Genomic DNA, 17590 nt, shown 5'->3' on the forward strand with positions numbered 1-17590 from the left:
CAACGAGCCACAACTATAAGAGGATTGGTGATCGTTTAGGAAAGGTCTTGACAAACATTACGTTGAGTAGTGCCCAATTAGGATCCTTCTGGAGCGGTTTCGGGGCTATGCCGTGGCATCCTGTGACGTCACCACTCGCCGGACGGAATCGGCGGACGTCCGGAAAAACGGGGAAGGTCCATGAGGCTCTGCTTTCTGGTGGAGGAGCACTACCGCCACGACGGCATGCCCAACGAGGTCGTCCGGCAACTGACCGCCTGGGGCCACCAGGTGGACGTCGTCCGGCCGGGCGGCTCCCTGCTGCGCATGGACGGCCTGGTCCGGGCCGGCGCGCACGACGCCTGGGTGCTCAAGACGGTGTCCGGCGGGCCGGGGCTCACCCTGCTGGAAGCCGCTGCCGCCGCCGGAACCACCACCGTCAACGACGCCCGCTCGATCCGCGGGGTACGGGACAAGGCCCTGGCCGCCGCGCTCGGCAGCGCCCGGGGCCTGCCGATGCCTCCCACCTACGCCCTCGCCCGGCCGGAACTCCTGGGAGGCCTGCCGGACTCCGCGTACCCGCTGGTGGTCAAGCCCGCCGACGGCAGTTCCGGCCGGGGCGTGCACCTGCTGCCCTCGCCGGACCGGCTCGCCGGTCTGCTGCCCGACCTCGCGGGCGAGGGGATGCTCATCGCGCAGCCCTACGTCCCGAACTCCGGCACCGACCTCAAGGTGTACTGCGTCGGCGGGGAGTCCTACGCCACCGAGCGCCGCTCCCCGCTGCACCCGGACTCCCCCGTCCGCGAGCGCCGGGTGCGGCTGCCGGCCGAGGTGGCGGGGATCGCCGCGCGGGTGGGTGAGGTGTACGGGCTGGACCTGTACGGGGTCGACGTGCTGCTGGGTCCCGACGGGCCGGTCGTGGTCGACGTGAACGACTTCCCGAGTTTCCGCCAGGTGCCGGACGCGGCCGCGCGGGTCGCGCGCGCCGTGCTGGACCTGGCCCGCTCGGGCGGCGCCCGCCCGGCAGCCCTGCCCCGCCCGCCCGTGCGGCCGTACGCCCGGCCGGTGGCCGTTCCCGCGCGGGCGGCGGCGGGTGACGGCGCGTGAGGGTCGGTCTGATCACCCCGGACCCCGGGCACCCGCTGCTGGCGGCCACCGCCGCCCTGCTCGCGCCGGAGCACGAGGTGCGGGTGCTGGACCCGGAGGCCGGGGCGGCCGCCGCGGCCGGGGCACGGGCCGACGTGTACCTGCTGAAGGCACGGACCCCCTCGGCCCTGGCCCTGGCGCGGGAACTGGAGCGGCGCGGGGCGCCCGTACTGAACTCGGCGGCGGCCACCGGGCGCTGCCAGGACCGCACCGGCATGGCCGAGGTGGCCCGACGGGCCGGACTCCCCTTCGCCGCCACCCGCACCTTCGGCTCGCTCGCGGAGCCGGGGGCCTCCGAGCAGCCCGCCTGGCCCGTGGTGGTCAAGAGCCGGCACAGCCGCAAGCACGACCTCGTCGCCCGCGTCGACGGCCCGGCCGGGCTGCGCGAGCTGGCCGCCGCGGGCTGGGAACGGGAGCCGGTCGTGGTGCAGCCGTTCGCCCCCAACAGCGGCTGGGACCACAAGCTGTGGGTGATAGGCGACCGGGTCTTCACCGGCCTGCGGCGTTCCGAACTGGCCACCGGACGCGAGGAGCCGGGCCGGTCCCCCGGCCGGCTGCCCGGCGGAATGGACGAACTGGCCCTGCGGGTCGGTGCGGTCTTCGCGCTGGACGTCTACGGCGTGGACGTCATCACCACGGACGACGGCGAACCCCTCATCGTCGACGTCAACGCCTTCCCCGGCGTCCGCGGCCAGGCCGGCGCCCCCGAAGCCCTCGCCGCCCTGGCTCTGCGCCGGGCCCGGTAGCCCGCGCGGGCGGGCCGGGACGCGTCCGGGTGGCGGACCCGGCGGGCGATGTGCGTAGACTCGCCTGCGGCGCGACCCATGACGACGAGGATTCCATGAACCCCGCCGACGAAGACCCGCAACAGCTGGACCCGGCCAGTCTCCACAACGCGAGGACGACACTCGTCCAGCTCCTGGGCCGGGCGGGGGTTCCCTCCGACGCCGCCGACGAGCTGATCGGGCTCGTCGAGGCCGGTGTACTCGCCGCCGCCCACCGGGAGATCGGCGCGACCGCCGGGACCGTCCCCCGGGAAAAGGGCGAACCCTACGCATCGGGCTGGCTCGACGGCGCCCGCGCCCTGACCGACGCCCTCGGCGACATCGCCGAACGAGCCCTGGCCCGGGCCGTCGGCGCCGGCGAGTCGGAAGCCTCGCGGGACACCCGTACGCCCGTCCGGAGGATGGAGGTGGAACGGGCGAAGGTGGCGGTGACACCCCTCTACCTGTCCTTCAGCACCGCCTCCGACCTCGATCCGGAAGTCTCCGAGCAGGTGCTCACCGCCGTTCTCGCGACCATGAGCCCCCGTCAGCGGGCCGCGTACGCGGGCCGCCTCACGCGGTTCGCCGACGACCACCGCGCCCGCCTGGAAGGGCTGTACGCCCGGTACGGGCCCGACAGCACCATCGCGCTCCACGGCCGCTACTCCCTGCTGCACTCCCCCACCAGCCTCGCCGTGCTGGAGCGGCTCGCCGCGGCGCCCACGGCGTTGCGGGAGGAATGGGACGCCGCCGAGCTGCCGCCCTCCTGGCTCGACGGGCTCACCGCCACCTGGGCCCCGGGCCCTGCAGACGGCCCTTAAGCGAGGAACTCCGCCACGGCGCCGGCGAAGGCGACCGGGTCGTCGAGCCACGGGAAGTGACCGGCTCCGGGCTGGACGGTGAGCCGGGCGTCCGGGAACAGTCCGGCGTACGCGGCCATCGCGCGCGGCGGGGCCGCCAGGTCGGCCTCGCCGGCGAGCAGCAGTACCGGTGCGGCCATCCCGGCGAGTGCCTCGCGGGTGATGTCCGGGTCGAAGGCGCCCTCGGCTCCGTACGCGGCGGCGGCCTCCTGGTTCTTCTGCCCGGCCTCGGCGGCCCGGTGGGCGCGGGCCGCCCCGTCCCAGCGCCCGTACCAGAACGGGGCGACGGCCTCCATGGTGCCGGCCGTGGCCCGGCCCGCGACGAGTTCCTCCAGCGCCGCGTAGGCCGGGGCGAACCAGGGCTCCGCGGCGCGCAGCCGGGCGGCCTCCAGCCGGTCGTCCCCGGCGACGGGGATGCCGACGGCGAAGACGCTGGGCGTGACCAGCAGGAGCCGGCCGACGCGTCCGGGGTGGCGGGCGGCGTAGAGGGCGGCCAGGTTGGCGCCGGCGGAGTGCGCCAGCAGGTCCACCGTCTCCAGGCCGAGGTGTTCGCGCAGGGCCTCCACATCGTCGACGAGCCGGTCGCAGCGGTAGCCGGCGGGGTCCTCGCAGGCCTCCGAGCCGCCGGTGCCGCGCAGGTCGAGCCGGACGAGGCGGCGGTGCGGGAGGAGCCCGTCGAGGCCGGAGAGGTAGGCGGAGTCCTGCATGGGGCCGCCGGGGAGGCAGATCAGCGGGGTGCCCCCGCCGCTGGTGTGGCCGGCGAGGCGGGTTCCGTCGTACGCGGGAAAGGTGATCACCGTCGGGACGGTGTCAGCCGCGTCCGGGCAGGTCAAGCGGTTTCCCGGGGCCGGCCGGGCGGGGCGGCCGGCGCCCGCGCACGGCCAGGAACACGGCTGCGGTCGTCGCCGCCACCAGCACGCCGCCCACCGTCAGCAGCCAGACGGGGACCCCGCCCGCCGTGAGGAGTTCGTCGCGGTAGACGGCCCGCCGGTAGGGGGTGTCCTCGGCGGTGGCGCGCAGTTCGTGGTCCCCGTCGATGCGGGAGGGGTCGGGGAACCGCTGGTCGATCGCGGTCAGGAACACCGGCTTGCCGCCCGTCAGCTCGCCCAGGGCGCCCTTCGGCGCGACGGTCCCGGCGAAGGTCACCTCGGGGTCGGCGCCGCCTATCGCCGAGCCGGGCTCCATCCGGTGGTCGGCGAGGACGTAGAGGCCGAGGAACTGCGGGGTGCGGGCCAGCCGGGACAGCCGCATCGGGTACACCAGGCGGGTGCTGTCGAAGCGGATGCGCAGCGGTTCGAGTTCGCCGCGCAGGGTCCGGCCGGGCTCGCGGGGGGCGAGGCGGACGGCTACGTACTCCCACTTCTGGTCGACGTACGGCTTCAGTTCGCCGGCGAGCCGCTCGGGCAGCTCGAAGCCGTTCTCCTCCAGCCAGCTGCGCAGGGCCCCGGGGTCGGTCGCGGTCAGCCGGGCCACGTCGAAGTCGCCGAGCCGCTCGCGGCCGACCACGCCGACCGGGCTGCCGGCTCCGGGCAGGGCGGCCCCCGCGCCGTCCCCGCGGCCGGAGGAGAAGGGCCAGTCCCGCTCGCGCGGCCAGAAGTACGTGCGGGTCCTGCGCTCGGGCCTGGTGAGCTCCGTCAGCTGGCGGAAGAGGGCCGGGTCGCCGAGCTCCACGGTGGCCCGGCCGGGGACCGGCATGATCCAGGCCGCGCGGCGGGCGTCGCCGCCGACGGTGAAGCGCATCACGATCTCTTCCGTCCGGCCGTCCCAGCGCACGACGGAACTCTCCCGGTCGACCCCGATCCGGGAGGCCCCGTCGGGCACCATCGCCCCGCAGCCGCACGCGTGGGCGGGGCTGACCAGCGATCCGATCTGGGCCGCGAGCAGGGCGAACAGCAGCGTCAGGATCCTTCTCTTCATCCACACGGGCTCTCAGACGTGGCCGGCCGCCGGCCGGTTCCGCCCCCCGGCGCGGCCGGCCCGTCCGGCCCGCGGTCAGCCTCCTCGACCGGGCCGGGGCCCGCTTACATACTTGGGCCCCATGAGAGGGAAGGAACAGCCGCTCGGCAGCCCGCTGGTGCCCGACGGCGTACGGGAGACCATCGCGCGGTACGACTGGGAGTCCTTCGTCTGCGGCTGCGGCCGCTCGGCGGGGCATCTCGCGGGCACCCTGTGGGACGCGGCCGAGGGGCACCCGGCGGCCTACCACGCGCTGGAGGGGCACGTCTTCGCCCGGTCGCGGCTGTGTCCCCCGGCCCCGGCCGCCTGCGCGGTGCTGATGGCCGTCTGGTCGGCCGGCCCGCCCCGGCTGGCGACCCGCGAGGCCCTGCTGTGGACGCTGCTGGCGCTGCTGAACTCCGAGGACGACGGGACCCCGTACGAGGCGGGGCTCTACGGCCAGTGCGCCGCGCACGTCCGGGCCGGCCTGCCGCTGCTGCGCGGCGGCCGGGCGGGGCGGCCCGGTTCGGTGTCGGCGGCCTACGCCGACGGCATCGCGGACCTCATCGCGCTGTGCGCCTGAGGCCGCCGACGGGGCCGGGCAGGCCGGTGGTCTCGCGGACCGCCTCGTCGACGGCCTCGGGCAGCCAGTCACGGGTGTGGCGGAAGGTGAAGCCGAGACGGGTGGCACGAATATTGTCGAGGGCGTAGGCCCGGTCGAAGGAGAAGGGGGAGGCCTCCTCCCCCGCGCCGACGACCCGGTGGCGGGCCGGCCGTCCGATCCGGGCGGCCACCAGGCCGGTGAGGGCCGTGACGTCGAGCGGGCCGTGGGAGGCCGCGTTGACCGGCCCGGTGAAGGTCCCGGCGGCCGCCCAGGCCAGGAACTCCGCGATCTCCCGGTGGTGGACGAAGGAGGTCTCGTACGCGTCCCCGTGGACGGCGACCGGCAGTCCGTCGGCGATCCGCCCGGCGTAGTGCGCCAGCCGTCCCGTGAAGTCGGCCCGGCCCCCGCCCAGTACGTGCGCGGAGCGGACGCTGACGTACGGGAAGGCCGCGTCCCGCAGGAACACCGCCTCGGCCCGCCGCTTCCCCTCGGCGTAGCCGGGGAGACCGGGCGGGAGGTCCAGCGGGTCGAACGCGTCCTCCGCCACCGGGCGGGCGGCGGCCCCGGCCGGGGGCGGGGTGCGGAAGGTCGCGGGGTCGTACACCTCCATCGTCGAGGTCATCACGTAGCGCCCGGCCCGTCCGCCGCCGAAGACGCGGCGGGCGACGGCCGCCTGGTGCGGGGTGTAGCAGACCTGGTCGACGACCACGTCGAAGGCGCGCGCCCCGAGCGCCGAGCGCAGGGCCTGCTCGTCGTCGCGGTCCGCGAGCAGGTGGGCGGTGCCGGGCGGAGGGGCGCAGGATCCCCGGTTGAGTACGGTGACCGCGCTGCCGGCGTCGCGGAGCCGTGTGACCAGATGTCTGCCGAAGTAGCGGCTGCCGCCGATGACCAGAACCTTTTCCATGCCCCCGACTCTGCCGCTGTAGGGTCCCCGGCAGAACCGGTCACCCACTGAACCGACCCCAAGGAAAACTGTTGATCGATGTGCACCGGCTGCGCGTCCTGCGGGCCGTCGCGGAACACGGCAGCTTCAACCGCGCCGCCTCCGCCCTGCGGCTGACGCCCTCGGCCGTCTCCCAGCACATCGCCTCGCTGGAGCGCGGCCTCGGCCACCCGGTGGCGGTGCGCAGCACGCGCGGCGTCACCCTCACCGAGGCGGGGCGGCTGCTGGTGGAGACGGCCGAGACGATCACCGCCGAGCTGGACCAGGTCCGCGCCCGGATCGACCGGCTCGCCGCCGGCCGGCCCCGGCTGACGGTCGCCACCTTCACCAGCGGCGGCCGGCACCTGATGCCCCGCGCCCTGCCGGAGTTCGTGGCCGCCCATCCCGAGGTGGAGCTGACGGTGCTGGAGGCCGAGCCGGAGGCCTCGCTGGCGATGGTGCGCGGCGGGGCGGCGGACCTCGCGCTGGCGTACGGCTTCGACGGGCCGCTGCCGTCCTCCGGACCGGTGCCGTCCGCCGCGCGGCTGGAGTGGCTGCCGTTGCTGGAGGACCCGCTGTACGCGGTCCTGCCGCGCGGCCACCGGCTGGCGGGGCGGGACGGGCTCGAGCCGGCGGAGCTGGCCGAGGACCGCTGGGTACTGGGCTGCCTCAAGACGGAGGCCTTCCTGCGCCGGTACGCGGACCGGGCCGGGTTCGAGCTGCGGGTCGCCGCCTCGACCACCGACTACTTCTTCGCGCAGACCCTGGTCGGCGCGGGCGTCGGCGTCACCCTGATCCCGCACATCTCCCTGACCCCGCCCGACGGTTCGGCGGTGGTGCCCCTGGCCCCGCCCCGCCCCGCCCGCCACATCGGCGTCGCCGTCCCGCGGCGCCCCCACCCGCAGCCGTACGCCGCGTCGCTGACGGAGGCCCTGCGGCGTGCGGCGGGCTCCGCGGAGGGTACGGCCCGGTGAACCCCGGCCGCCGGCGCGGCCGTCGGGCCCGTGATGCGGGAGCCGGGCGGGCCGTGTGCGTGCGCCGGTCCGGAAACCCGGACAGGGGCCGGTCCCGCGTAGGAAGATGCCCCTGTGCCCGTCGTCGGCGACGGGCGGGCGCCGAAGGGGGATTGGCGTGGTGGAGCACCTTTTCCGGGACGGGCGCTGGGCGCTGTGGCTGGTCTGCGGCTGCTACCTGGTGGTGGTGTACATCACCAGCCGGGGTCTGATCGCCGCTCCCCGCTACCGGCTGCTCCAGGCCCGCATCCACGACTGCCGCGCCCGCGTCGACGTGTGCGCGGCCGGCCCGGCGGGCCCGTCCGCCGCCCTCAAGGCGGTCACCGACCGGCTGGACCGGCTGGAGAGGAACGGCCAGGTGGCCTGGCGCCTGCTCCCCGGGCGCTGGGTGGTCGCCATCCCGCTCTCCAAACTCGCTTCCGCCTGGCGGGTGCTGCACGAGGCCGAGAGCCAGCTGCTGCGCCTGGAGGATGCCGAGGAGATCACCGTACGCGGCCGCGCCCTGCGGCTGCGCCTCACCTCGGACCAGGACCCCGCGAACGACTCCCTCGTGGCGGAACTCGCCGCGCGGGCGGGCGACCCCCCTGCCGAACGGGCCCTGCTGATCGCCGTCACCGAGCAGCTGTCCTGGCAGGAGGACGGCGATTTCGAGCGGGAGTACGAGCTCCAGCGCATCGCCCTGTGGCTGGCCCTGACCGGCCTCGGCGCGGTACTGCTGGTCGGCCTGGTGCTCGACCACCGCCTGTCGCTGCTGCTCGGGGGGCTGGGCGGGTTCCTGTCGCCGCTGATCGGAGTGATGCGCGCACAGCGGCCCGCCTCCTGGGGCGTTCTCGTGCTGGCACCGGTCGGCGGCGCGCTGGCCGCGCCCGGCGGTCTGCTGCTGGTCCGGATGCTGGCCGACCCCGAGCTGAACCTCCTGGGCCAGGTGTTCCTGGACAACTCCTGGGGGGCGCCCGCCCGGCCGATCTCCCTGGCGATCGCGCTCCTGTTCGGCTTCTCGGGCACCCTGTTCTCCCGTCTCGCCCTCGCGGCCACCGGCCAGCTGATGCCGGTGGCGGGCCGCGGCGCCGCCCGGGCCGCCGTCCCGCCCCAGCAGCGCCCCGCCGCCGGGCACTCCGCGTCGAGACCGGCCCCGTAGCCCGCGCCCGGACCGGGGGCGGGGACTGCGCCGGGGCCGGTGTGCCGGCCGCGACCGGTCCGGTTCCGCGGGCCGGGACCCGCTCGGGCCCGGTCGCGGCGGAAGGGCCCGGCGACGCCGCGGCCCCGTGCCGTAGTGCGGCCCGGGCCGCCGGCGCGGCCGGCGCCCGCAGGGGTCGGTCTACAGCCGGCGCAGGCGGCGTTGGGCGGACGCCGCCGCGTGACGGGCCTCGCGGGCCGCCCGCTCGGCCTGGCGGTGGCGGGCCTCCGCCTCGGACACCGCCTCGTACGCCAGGTCGCGCGCGGCCCGCGCCTGCTCGGTCTCCTCCAGCAGCCGCGCGACCACGGCGTCGGCCTCCGCCGCGCGGGCCACGGCGTGCTGCCGGGCCTGCTCGGCCATCCGCAGCTCCTCCTCGCGGGCGGAGGCGGCCCACGCCGCGTCCTCGGCGGCGGCCCGGGCCGCGTCGATCCGGGCCGCGCGGACTCGGTCGACGGGCTCGGCGGCGGCTCCGGCGGCAGGTCCGGCGGCCGTGTCGGAGGCGGCTCCGGCGGCGGTGTCCGGCGCGGCGGGCTCCGATGGCCCCGGTTCCGGCGCCCCGGCTTCCGGCACCGCGGACGGCAGCACGACGTCCGGGTCGACCGCCGGGAAGTCCGACACCGGCGCGGGGGCCCGTACGAGCCGCCCCGAGGCCCACTCCCCCGCCGCGACGGGGTCGGCGAGGACGGCGCGCAGGATCTGCTCCAGCTCGCGCACCACGGTCTCGGAAACCGGGGTCCCCGCCTCCTCGGCCAGCCGGGCGGCCTCCCGCGCCAGGGCCCCGATCACCACGTGCTGCTGGTGCGAAAGGTCCCGCAGGCGCTCCCCGTCCAGGGAACGGTGCGCCGCGCGCAGGGTCTGCCCGAGCTGGAGGAACTGCTCGGTCTCGTCGGGTTTCACGCGTACCAGCGTGTTGGACGCCCAGGCCGCGAGCGTCGGCCGCCGCAGTGCCGCGATCCGCTTGGCCGCCGCCGGGTCCCCGGCCTCCTTCACGCGTGCCGCGGCCGCGTCCCGCGCCGCCCTGAACCCGGCGGGGTGCGGCCGGTACAGCGCGTCGACGATCTCGTCCAGATCCATTTCCGCATCGGCATCCACGCGCCCCACTGTCCGTCATGGCCGCCCGCCCGGGGCGCGCGCGCCCCACGGCCACGCGGGTGAATGCGCCGGTTCCCGCCCCCGGCCCCGCTCAACGTCCTGGACCGGTGGTCACGTGAGGGTCGCCGCCGGGAGCCGGCCGCCGCACCGCGCTCCGTGCGGCTGCCGCTGGACCGCGGGGCCGGGGCAGGGGTGCCGCTGTCTGCGGTCAGCGGTCCGGCCCGGCCGGCTCGACGACCCGGCCGTCGCGCAACTCGACGACGTGGTCGGCGAGTTCCATCAGCTGGGGTTCGTGGGTGGCGACCAGGGCCGTGACGCCCTCGCTGCGGACCACCGCGCGCAGCAGCCGCATGACGGAACGGCCGGTCTCGGAGTCCAGCTGGCCGGTGGGCTCGTCGGCGATGATCAGGGCGGGTTCGTTGGCCAGGGCGCGGGCGAGCGCGACGCGCTGCTGCTGACCGCCGGAGAGCTCCCCGGGGCGCTGTTCGGCGTGTTCGGCGAGGCCGACCAGGGCCAGCAGGGTGCGGACGCGGTCCTCGCGCCGCCGTGCCGGGACCTTGCGCATGCGCATCGGGACGCCGACGTTCTCGGCGGCGGTGAGGACCGGGATCAGCCCGAACGACTGGAACACGAAGCCGATCCGGTCGCGGCGCAGCGCCAGCAGGCCGCTCTCGTCCAGGGTGGACAGGTCGGTGCCGTCGATTTCGACGGTGCCCCCGCTCGGGGTGTCGAGGCCGCCCACCAGGTTGAGCAGTGTGGTCTTGCCCGAGCCCGACCGGCCCTTGAGCGCGGTGAGTTCGCCGCGCCGTGCCTCGAACGAGACGCCGCGCAGGGCGTGTACGGCGTTCGTCCCGCTGCCGAAGCTCTTGCGCAGGTCGCGCACCGTCATCATGGGCGGCGCGGTGGACGTGGTGGCGGGGGTGGCCCCGGTGTCCTGTCGGTGCGGTCGCTGCGTCATGGTGGGCTCCCCCTCGGCCAGGCACTGTCGCTACCTTCGCGTCCGAATTTGCTCATCTGTCACATCAATCACGCAAGTCCCTTCCTCCCATGGACCGAATCTGACAGCATCGTCCGCTATCCGGTGCCCTTGGTCCGGTTCGGGGGAAGGAACAGGCATGCTCGGCTTTGTCGTGCGCCGGTTGCGCGGCCGACTGCCGCTCGCCGCCGCCGTCTTGCTCACCGCGCTCATCACCACGACCACGCTGACCGCGCTGCTGGCCTTCACCCGCGGCGTGGGGGACTCCGGTCTGCGGCAGGCACTGACCGGCGCGGCCGGCAGGTCGAGCACCGCCGTCGTCCTCACCGGAGAGCACGCGCTGGCCGCCCGGGCCGGTGACGACGCCGCCGTACGGAGCTTCGCGGACGCCCTGTTCGCCGGCGTTCCCGTCAGCGCCGAGAGCGTGGCGCGCAGCCGTTCGTACGGACTGCCCGGCCCCCGCACCCCCGGCCGGGAACCCGACCTGACCCTCCTCGCCGCCCTCGGCCGCGACCGCGTACGGCTCCTCGCGGGCCAGTGGCCCGAGCCGGTCGCGGACCGCCCCGGGCGCGTCCCGGTGGCCGCGCCCGAGGCCGCGCTGAACCGGCTCGGGCTGACCGCCGGGGCACTGCCGGCCGAGGTCCGGCTGGAGGACCGCTACGGCGGGCCGCCCCTGAACGTCCTCGTCACCGGCGTCTACCGGGCGGCCGAACCGGACTCGCCGTACTGGCGGCTCGATCCGCTCGGCGGACGCGAGGTGCAGGTCGCCTCCTTCACCAGCTACGGCCCGCTGCTCGTCGACGACTCCGCCTTCACCGGCGCCGCCCTGGTGCAGAACAGCCGCGCCACACTGCTGACCCCCGACTTCCGCGCCGCCCGGGCCGCCGACCTCGACCGCCTGCGCCCCCTGGCGCCGGAGACCGGCACCAAGGGCCCCGCCGGCCTCGTCGTCACCACGGACCTGCGGGACTTCACCGCCGCGCTGGAGACGGGACAGCGGGTGGCCCGCTCCACCCTGCTGGTCGGGGCGCTCCAGCTGGCCGTGCTCGCCGGGGCCGCCCTGCTGCTGGTCGCCCACCTGCTGACGGACCGCCAGGAGCCCGAGCGCGTCCTGCTCACCGCGCGCGGCGCCTCCCGCCGCCGGCTCGGGGCGCTGTCTGCGGCCGAGGCGCTGCTGCTCGCCCTGCCCTCGGCGGTCCTGGCCCCGCTGCTCACCCCGCCGCTGCTGCGGCTGGCGGGCCGGTACGGACCGCTGGCCAAGGCCCCCGTCGAGACCGGCGGGGCATGGCTGCTGTGGCCGGCCGCGGCGGGCTGCGCGCTCGCGTGCGTCCTGCTGACCTCCCTGCCCGCCGTGCTGCGCGGGGCCGCGGCCGCCGTGCTGAGGCGCGCCGGGCGCCGTGCGGCCGTGGTGTCGGGGGCGGCGCGCTCCGGGCTGGACCTCACCACGGTGGCGCTGGCCGTCCTCGCGTACCGCCGGCTCGACCGCTACAGCGGCGCCGGTACCGGGCCGGGAGGCGCACTCGGCGTCGACCCCGTCCTGGTTGCCGCGCCCACCCTGGCACTGTGCGCGGGCACGCTGCTCGTGCTGCGGCTGCTCCCGTTCGCGGCGCGGCTCGGCGGCCGGATCGCCGCCCGGGGCCGCGGGCTCGGCCCGGCGCTCGTGGGCTGGCAGCTCGCGCGGCGCCCCGGGCGGGCCACCGGACCGGTGCTGCTGCTGGTGCTCTCGGTGTCCAGCGGGGTCCTCGCCCTCGGCCACCACACCGCCTGGTCCGCCTCGCAGCGCGACCAGGCGGAGTTCGCCACTGCCGGGGGGCTGCGCGTCACCGGCAGCGAGCTGCCCGCCCCCGGCCGGGCCGGCCGGTACGCGTCCCTGCCGGGCGGCGACCGGGCGATCCCGGTGGTGCGCTCCGCCCACGGGCTGCCCGGCGGCACGGACGGGGAACTGCTCGCGCTGGACGCCGCCGCCGTCGCCCGGCGGGTGCCGCTGCGGGCGGACCTGCGGGACGGGCGCCCGATGGCGGAACTGTTCGCCCCGCTGGCGGCCGGCACCCCGGACGGCGCCGGCATCGTGCTGCCGGGCCGGCCGCAGCGGATCGACCTCGACGTGTCGGTACGGGCCTTCGGCGCGAGCGGCGGCGCCCGGCTGGGCGTACTGCTGCGCGACCGGTTCGGGCTGACCTACCGGGCGCCGGTCCAGGCGCTGCCGGATACCGGCGAGGGCACCCTTTCGGTGGACGTCGCGGCTCTGGCCGGGGCCCCGCTCGGGGCGGCCGCCGAACCCCTGTCCCTCGCGGGGCTCGCCGTGTCGTACGGCTCCGAGACCGGCTGGTCCAGCCGGCCGGACGCCGGGGCGCCGGTCGACGCGGAGGTGGCGCTGCGCCGGGTCTCGGTCACGGAGACGGCGGGCGGCCCGGCCGTCCCCGTCCGGGCCGCCGCACCCGCCTGGAACCTGGTGGCCCCGGCGGCGGACGGGAACCCGGCCGCCCGGCTGCTGCCGGCCGACGGGTCCCTGCTGCGGCTGCGGTACACGGGTGCCGCCGCGGGGAGTCACGGCCTCAGCCTCACCACCGGCGGGCCGGCCGCCGCCGAGCTGCCGGGCATCGCCACCCGCGCCTACCTCACCGCCGTCGGGGCCCGGGTCGGCGACCGGATCACGGTGCCGATGGGCTCCGCCACCGTCCCCGTACGGATCACCGCCGCCGTCGGAGCCCTGCCCGCGTCCGGCGCCCGGGCGGTGGCCGTCGACGTCGGCGCCGCCGGCCGGCTGCTCGCCGCGACCGACGGGCGGGCCCTGCCCGGCGCCGACGAGTGGTGGCTGCCCGCGGCCTCCGCCTCGGACCCCGCGCCCGCGCGGGCCGCCGCCGAACTGCGCGCGGGCGCCGGCTCGCACCGGGTGCTGCTGCGCGAGGAGGTGGCCGCCGGGCTGCTGGACGACCCGCTGAGCGCCGGCCCCCGCCTCGCGCTGGCCGCCCTCGCCCTGTCCTGCGCGGTGCTGGCCGCCATCGGTTTCGCCGCCGCCGCTGCGGCGGCCGCGCGGCAGCGGGCCCGGGAGTCCGCGATCCTCCTGGCCCTCGGGGCGCCCCGGCGGGGCCTGGCCCGGGCGGCCTCCGCCGAGGGCCTGGTCCTCGTCGCGCTCGGCACCGGGGTGGGGCTGGCGGTGGGCACGGCCATCGTGCACCTGACGGTGCCGCTGATGGTGCTCACCCCCGCCGCACAGCGCCCGGTACCGCGGGTCTTGGCCGACCTGCCGGGCCTGCGGACCCTGCTGCTGGCCGCCGCCATCGCGGCGGTGCCGCTGCTGTCGGCGCTGGTCGGCGGCCGCGGCGACCGCACGTCCCGGGGCGCCGCCGCCCGCCTGCGCCACGTGGAGGAGACATGACCGGCCCGACCACCGACCCTCGGACCGCCGTGCCCGGGCGGGGCGGCGGGGCCGGCTGGGTGCGGACCCGGCTGCGCGCCGCCCCGCTGGCCACGCTCCTGTCGGCCGTGCTGGTCTTCGTCTCCGTCCTGCTGGCCACCGCGCTGCCGCGCGCCCTCGACCGGGACGCCGACCGGGCCCTGCGCGCCTACCTGGCCGAGCAGGGCCCGGGCCCCACCAGCCTCGTCGCCACCGCCCCGACCGCGCGGAGCGGGGACCTCCCGGCCTTCCTGGACTCCTCGCTGGCCGCCCTGCGCGCCGCCGTCGGGCCCGGTTACCGCCTGGCGGACTCCGGCCCCGTCTACGGGGTGCGCGCGAAGGACCCGCGCTCCCTGACGGGCCCCGGGCTCGCCCGCCCCTCGGACATCGCACCCAACCTGGGCCTGCTGCACCTGCCGCAGATCTCCTCTCACAGCCGGCTGGTCGAGGGGCGCTGGCCCTCCGGCGGCGGCGAGGGAACCGTCCCGGTCGCCCTGTCCAAGAGCGCCGCCGACAGCATCGGCGCCACGGTGGGATCGGTGCTGGAGGGCTCCTCGGGCATCGCCCCGCCGATGAGCATCGAGGTCGTCGGCCTGTTCACCCCGGGCGACCCGGCCGGCGTCTACTGGAGCGACACCGCCACCACCTGCCTCTTGCAGGCCTGTCTGAAATGGGACCAGAAGCAGGAGAAGTCCTGGTGGGAGACGTCCGCCCTGGTCGGCCCCGAGGGGATCGGCCGGCTGGCGGGCTGGGGCACCCGCGCGACGGACTTCTGGCGGCTGCCGGTGGACACCGGCGCCCTGCGCGCCGACCGGCAGTCCGAGGCCGCCGAGCAGATCGCCTCGTACGTCGCCGGTCCCACCGCCAACCGGCTGATCACCGAGACCGGCCACCCCGACATACGGATCACCTCCGAACTGCCGAAACTGCTCGCCGCCGCCGAGGCCCGCCGCCAGGCCGCCGCGCCGCTCGCCGCGATCGGGCCGGCCGGGGTGGCGGGCGTCGCCCTCGTCGTGTTCTGCCTGGCCGCCGGGCTCACCGGTGACCGGCGGGAGGCCGAACTGGCCCTGCTGCTCGCCCGGGGCGGCTCCCGCACGGGTGTCCTGCGCCGGCTGCTGGGCGAGGGGGCCGTCACCGTGCTGCCCGCCGCCGTGCTCGCCACGGCCCTCGGGGTCCTGCTGCTGCCGACCCCCCGGCCTGCGCCCGGCCTGCTCTCGGCCGGGGCCGTCGCGCTCGCGGCCCTGCTGGCCTTTCCGGTACGGGCCTTCGTGCTGCTGTCGGGCCCTCGCGCGGCCGCACCGCGGCGCAGGCTGGTGGCGGAGCTGCTGGTGCTGGCCGCCACCGCGGCCGCCGTGGCGGAGGTCCGCCGGCGCGGGGTCGCCCCGGCCGGGGCCGGGCTGGACCCGCTGCTCGTCGCCGCGCCGCTGCTGCTGGCGCTGTGCGGGGGGCTGCTGCTGGCCCGGATCCAGCCCCCGCTGGCGCGCCTGGCGGCCCGGGCGGCGGGGCGCGGGCGCGGCCTGACCGGCTTCCTCGGGCTGGCGCGCGCCGCCCGGGGGAACGCGGGGGGCGCGCGTCCCTCCGTACTGCCCCTGATCGCGCTGCTGCTGGCGGTGACCACGGGCGGGTTCGGGTCGGCCGTACTGGCCTCCGTGGACGGGGCCCGCCTGCAGGCCGCGCGGGGCGATGTCGGGGGCGACGCCCATGTGTCGGCCCCGCCCCGGGAGCAGCTGACGCCGGAGTTCCTCCGGGCGGCGGGCGCGCTGCCCGGGGTACGGACCTCGCTCGGAGTGTGGACCGACCGGGACGCCCTCCTGATGTCCGAGGACCTGATCGGCACGCGGGTCAGGGCGGTGGTCGCCGACCCGGCGGCCTACGCGGCGCTGTCCGGGGCCGCGGGCCGGGGCCGCTTCGACCCGGCCCGGCTGGCCGGGGGCGGCGGGGCGGACGCTCCCGTCCCGGTGCTGGTCAGCGGGGACCTCGCCGGGAAGGGCTCCGGGGGCGAGTTCCGGATCCGTGTCGCGGGCGGTGCGGAGCTGCGCGCGCGGCCGGTCGGCCTGGTCGAGGGGACCCCGGCGGAGCCGTCCGTGGAGGCGGCGGTCGTCGTGATGCCGGCCGGGCCGGTCACCGCGCGGGTGCCCGAGGCGGCGCACCCCAACCACTGGTTCGCCCTGGGCACGGTGGACGAGGACCGGCTGCGGGAACTGGTCCGCGCCCACGCCCCGGCGGCGGTCGCCGAACGGACCTTCGTACGGACCAGCTCCGCGGTGTCGGCGAAGTTCGCCGGCGACCCCCTCCAGAAAGCGTCCGGGCGGCTGTTCTGGACCTCCCTGGCCGCGGCGGCGTGCTTCGCACTGCTGTCCGTGCTGCTGACCCTGGTACGGGCCGCCCCGGAGCGGGCCGCGCTGCTGGCCCGGCTGCGGACCATGGGCCTGCGGCCCCGGCAGGGGGTGGTGCTCCTGCTGACGGAGTCGCTGCCGCAGGTGCTGGTGGCCCCGCTGGGCGGCGCGCTGACGGCGGTCGCCGCGATCGCCCTGCTGGGCCCGTCGCTCGACCTGACGACGCTGGTCGGCGCGCCCGTGCCGGCTGGCCTGGGGCTCGGCCTGCGGCCGGTGCTCGCGCAGGCCCTCGGCCTGGCGGGGCTGGTGGCCGTGGCCGTGCTCGCGGAGGCGGCGGTGAACGGCCGGCGTCAGATCACCACCGAGTTGAGAGCGGGAGACCGACGTTGAACACCGAAGCGCCCACGTACGAGGAACTGCGGCGCCAGGCCCTGGCCGCCGCCGAGCCGCGCCGGCACGCTGCCGGGACCGCCATCGTCTGCGACCGCCTCGTCCGCATCTTCACCGGCGACGGCGTCGAGGTGCAGGCCTTGCAGGGGCTGGAGCTGACGGTGGCCCAGGGCGACCTGGTGGCCCTGGTCGGGGCCTCCGGCAGCGGCAAGTCCACCCTGCTGAACATCCTGGCGGGGCTGGACGTGCCGACGGCGGGCACCGCCACCGTCGGCGGCTACGACCTGCTGGAGATGTCCGCCCGCGACCGGCTGCGCTACCGACGCGAGACGGTGGGCTTCGTCTGGCAGCAGACGGCCCGCAACCTGCTGCCGTTCCTGACGGCCGCCCAGAACATCGCCCTTCCGATGCAGTTGAGGGGCGGCGGTCGGAGGGCGCGGGCACGGCAGGCGGCCCGGGTCGCCGAACTGCTGGAGGCCCTGGAGATCGGCGGCCTCGGCGGCCGGCGCCCGGCCGAGCTGTCCGGCGGCCAGCAGCAGCGGGTGGCCATCGCCGTGGCCATGGCCAACGACCCGGCGGTGCTGCTCGCCGACGAGCCGACCGGCGAGCTGGACTCCGAGACGGGGGCGGCCGTCTTCGAGGCCTTCCGCACCGTGAACCGGGAGCTGGGCGCGACCGTGGTCATCGTGACCCACGACCCGATGGTGGCGGGCGAGGTCCGCCGTACCGTGGCGATCCGCGACGGCCGCACCAGCAGTGAGGTGCTGCGCCGCACGGTCACCGACGAGCACGGCACGGAGTCGGTCAGCGAGCGCGAGTACGTGATGCTGGACCGCACCGGCCGGGTACAGCTCCCCCAGAAGTTCCTGGAGGCACTGGGCATGGAGCACCGCGTCGCGGTCGACCTGGCCGCCGACCGCATCGAGGTCCGGCGCGACGACGCCGACGACCCGGACGAGTCCGACGCCGGGCCGCGGGACGCCCCTTGAGCCCGGTGCG

The 17590-nt window shown here is 77.0% G+C and carries 14 protein-coding genes; 9 read left to right on the plus strand and 5 right to left on the minus strand.

The window, feature by feature from the left end:
* Positions 1-180 precede the first annotated feature (180 nt).
* The 3 genes from ACZ4WZ_RS01035 (at position 181) to ACZ4WZ_RS01045 (ending at position 2710) form a co-directional block, all read left to right on the plus strand.
* On the plus strand, positions 181-1086 hold the full coding sequence (locus ACZ4WZ_RS01035) for an ATP-grasp domain-containing protein (RefSeq protein WP_467883799.1): 906 nt from the start codon (positions 181-183) through the stop codon (positions 1084-1086).
* Entirely contained in the window at positions 1083-1871 is a 789-nt protein-coding gene (locus ACZ4WZ_RS01040; protein ID WP_467883800.1) for an ATP-grasp domain-containing protein, read from the plus strand. The genes ACZ4WZ_RS01035 and ACZ4WZ_RS01040 overlap by 4 nt, the downstream gene beginning before the upstream one ends.
* Positions 1872-1966: 95 nt before the next feature.
* Positions 1967-2710 (plus strand): hypothetical protein, encoded by a 744-nt coding sequence (locus ACZ4WZ_RS01045; RefSeq protein WP_467883801.1) that lies wholly within the window; start codon positions 1967-1969, stop codon positions 2708-2710.
* Here ACZ4WZ_RS01045 and ACZ4WZ_RS01050 read toward each other — a convergent pair.
* Both ACZ4WZ_RS01050 and ACZ4WZ_RS01055 read right to left on the minus strand, forming a co-directional pair.
* The gene (locus ACZ4WZ_RS01050; RefSeq protein WP_467883802.1) at positions 2707-3546 is read right to left on the minus strand and encodes an alpha/beta fold hydrolase; all 840 of its coding nucleotides are present in this window, start codon (positions 3544-3546) and stop codon (positions 2707-2709) included. The genes ACZ4WZ_RS01045 and ACZ4WZ_RS01050 overlap by 4 nt on opposite strands.
* 13 nt (positions 3547-3559) lie before the next feature.
* Positions 3560-4666 (minus strand): DUF2330 domain-containing protein, encoded by a 1107-nt coding sequence (locus ACZ4WZ_RS01055; protein WP_467883803.1) that lies wholly within the window; start codon positions 4664-4666, stop codon positions 3560-3562.
* A gap of 121 nt (positions 4667-4787) precedes the next feature.
* On the opposite strand from ACZ4WZ_RS01055, the gene ACZ4WZ_RS01060 reads away from it, so the two are divergent.
* The gene (locus ACZ4WZ_RS01060; protein WP_467883804.1) at positions 4788-5267 is read left to right on the plus strand and encodes a hypothetical protein; all 480 of its coding nucleotides are present in this window, start codon (positions 4788-4790) and stop codon (positions 5265-5267) included.
* Here the strand turns inward: ACZ4WZ_RS01060 and ACZ4WZ_RS01065 are convergent.
* Positions 5248-6192 (minus strand): NAD-dependent epimerase/dehydratase family protein, encoded by a 945-nt coding sequence (locus ACZ4WZ_RS01065; protein WP_467883805.1) that lies wholly within the window; start codon positions 6190-6192, stop codon positions 5248-5250. The genes ACZ4WZ_RS01060 and ACZ4WZ_RS01065 overlap by 20 nt on opposite strands.
* Before the next feature lie 71 nt (positions 6193-6263).
* Between ACZ4WZ_RS01065 and ACZ4WZ_RS01070 the strand changes: the two genes are divergently transcribed.
* Together ACZ4WZ_RS01070 and ACZ4WZ_RS01075 are read left to right on the plus strand one after the other, a co-directional pair.
* Complete coding sequence (locus ACZ4WZ_RS01070; protein WP_467883806.1) at positions 6264-7184, plus strand: LysR family transcriptional regulator; 921 nt, start codon at positions 6264-6266, stop codon at positions 7182-7184.
* 157 nt (positions 7185-7341) lie between these two features.
* The gene (locus tag ACZ4WZ_RS01075; protein ID WP_467883807.1) at positions 7342-8361 is read left to right on the plus strand and encodes a hypothetical protein; all 1020 of its coding nucleotides are present in this window, start codon (positions 7342-7344) and stop codon (positions 8359-8361) included.
* 180 nt (positions 8362-8541) lie between these two features.
* Here the strand turns inward: ACZ4WZ_RS01075 and ACZ4WZ_RS01080 are convergent, their stop codons facing one another.
* Together ACZ4WZ_RS01080 and ACZ4WZ_RS01085 are read right to left on the minus strand one after the other, a co-directional pair.
* Complete coding sequence (locus ACZ4WZ_RS01080; RefSeq protein ID WP_467883808.1) at positions 8542-9492, minus strand: hypothetical protein; 951 nt, start codon at positions 9490-9492, stop codon at positions 8542-8544.
* A gap of 208 nt (positions 9493-9700) precedes the next feature.
* Positions 9701-10384, minus strand: a complete 684-nt coding sequence (locus ACZ4WZ_RS01085; protein WP_467884195.1) for an ABC transporter ATP-binding protein — start codon at positions 10382-10384, stop codon at positions 9701-9703.
* A 223-nt stretch (positions 10385-10607) separates the two neighbouring features.
* Between ACZ4WZ_RS01085 and ACZ4WZ_RS01090 the strand changes: the two genes are divergently transcribed.
* Genes ACZ4WZ_RS01090 through ACZ4WZ_RS01100 form a run of 3 tightly spaced genes read left to right on the plus strand, consistent with a single transcriptional unit; the run spans position 10608 to position 17580 of the window.
* Positions 10608-13847, plus strand: a complete 3240-nt coding sequence (locus ACZ4WZ_RS01090; protein ID WP_467883809.1) for an FtsX-like permease family protein — start codon at positions 10608-10610, stop codon at positions 13845-13847.
* Positions 13844-16591, plus strand: a complete 2748-nt coding sequence (locus tag ACZ4WZ_RS01095) for a thioesterase domain-containing protein (protein WP_467883810.1) — start codon at positions 13844-13846, stop codon at positions 16589-16591. The genes ACZ4WZ_RS01090 and ACZ4WZ_RS01095 overlap by 4 nt, the downstream gene beginning before the upstream one ends.
* On the plus strand, positions 16588-17580 hold the full coding sequence (locus ACZ4WZ_RS01100) for an ABC transporter ATP-binding protein (protein ID WP_467883811.1): 993 nt from the start codon (positions 16588-16590) through the stop codon (positions 17578-17580). Before ACZ4WZ_RS01095 ends, ACZ4WZ_RS01100 begins: the two co-directional genes overlap by 4 nt.
* Positions 17581-17590: the final 10 nt, after the last annotated feature.

The sequence above is a fragment of the Streptomyces sp. NPDC029122 genome (genome assembly GCF_055569445.1).

Excerpts from the sequence above, each read along its gene's own strand:
- ACZ4WZ_RS01035 (WP_467883799.1), top strand. The coding sequence starts at position 181 with ATGAGGCTCTGCTTTCTGGTGGAGGAGCACTACCGCCACGACGGCATG.
- ACZ4WZ_RS01045 (WP_467883801.1), top strand. The coding sequence starts at position 1,967 with ATGAACCCCGCCGACGAAGACCCGCAACAGCTGGACCCGGCCAGTCTC.
- ACZ4WZ_RS01055 (WP_467883803.1), bottom strand. The coding sequence starts at position 4,666 with ATGAAGAGAAGGATCCTGACGCTGCTGTTCGCCCTGCTCGCGGCCCAG.
- ACZ4WZ_RS01060 (WP_467883804.1), top strand. The coding sequence starts at position 4,788 with ATGAGAGGGAAGGAACAGCCGCTCGGCAGCCCGCTGGTGCCCGACGGC.
- ACZ4WZ_RS01065 (WP_467883805.1), bottom strand. The coding sequence starts at position 6,192 with ATGGAAAAGGTTCTGGTCATCGGCGGCAGCCGCTACTTCGGCAGACAT.
- ACZ4WZ_RS01085 (WP_467884195.1), bottom strand. The coding sequence starts at position 10,384 with ATGATGACGGTGCGCGACCTGCGCAAGAGCTTCGGCAGCGGGACGAAC.
- ACZ4WZ_RS01090 (WP_467883809.1), top strand. The coding sequence starts at position 10,608 with ATGCTCGGCTTTGTCGTGCGCCGGTTGCGCGGCCGACTGCCGCTCGCC.
- ACZ4WZ_RS01095 (WP_467883810.1), top strand. The coding sequence starts at position 13,844 with ATGACCGGCCCGACCACCGACCCTCGGACCGCCGTGCCCGGGCGGGGC.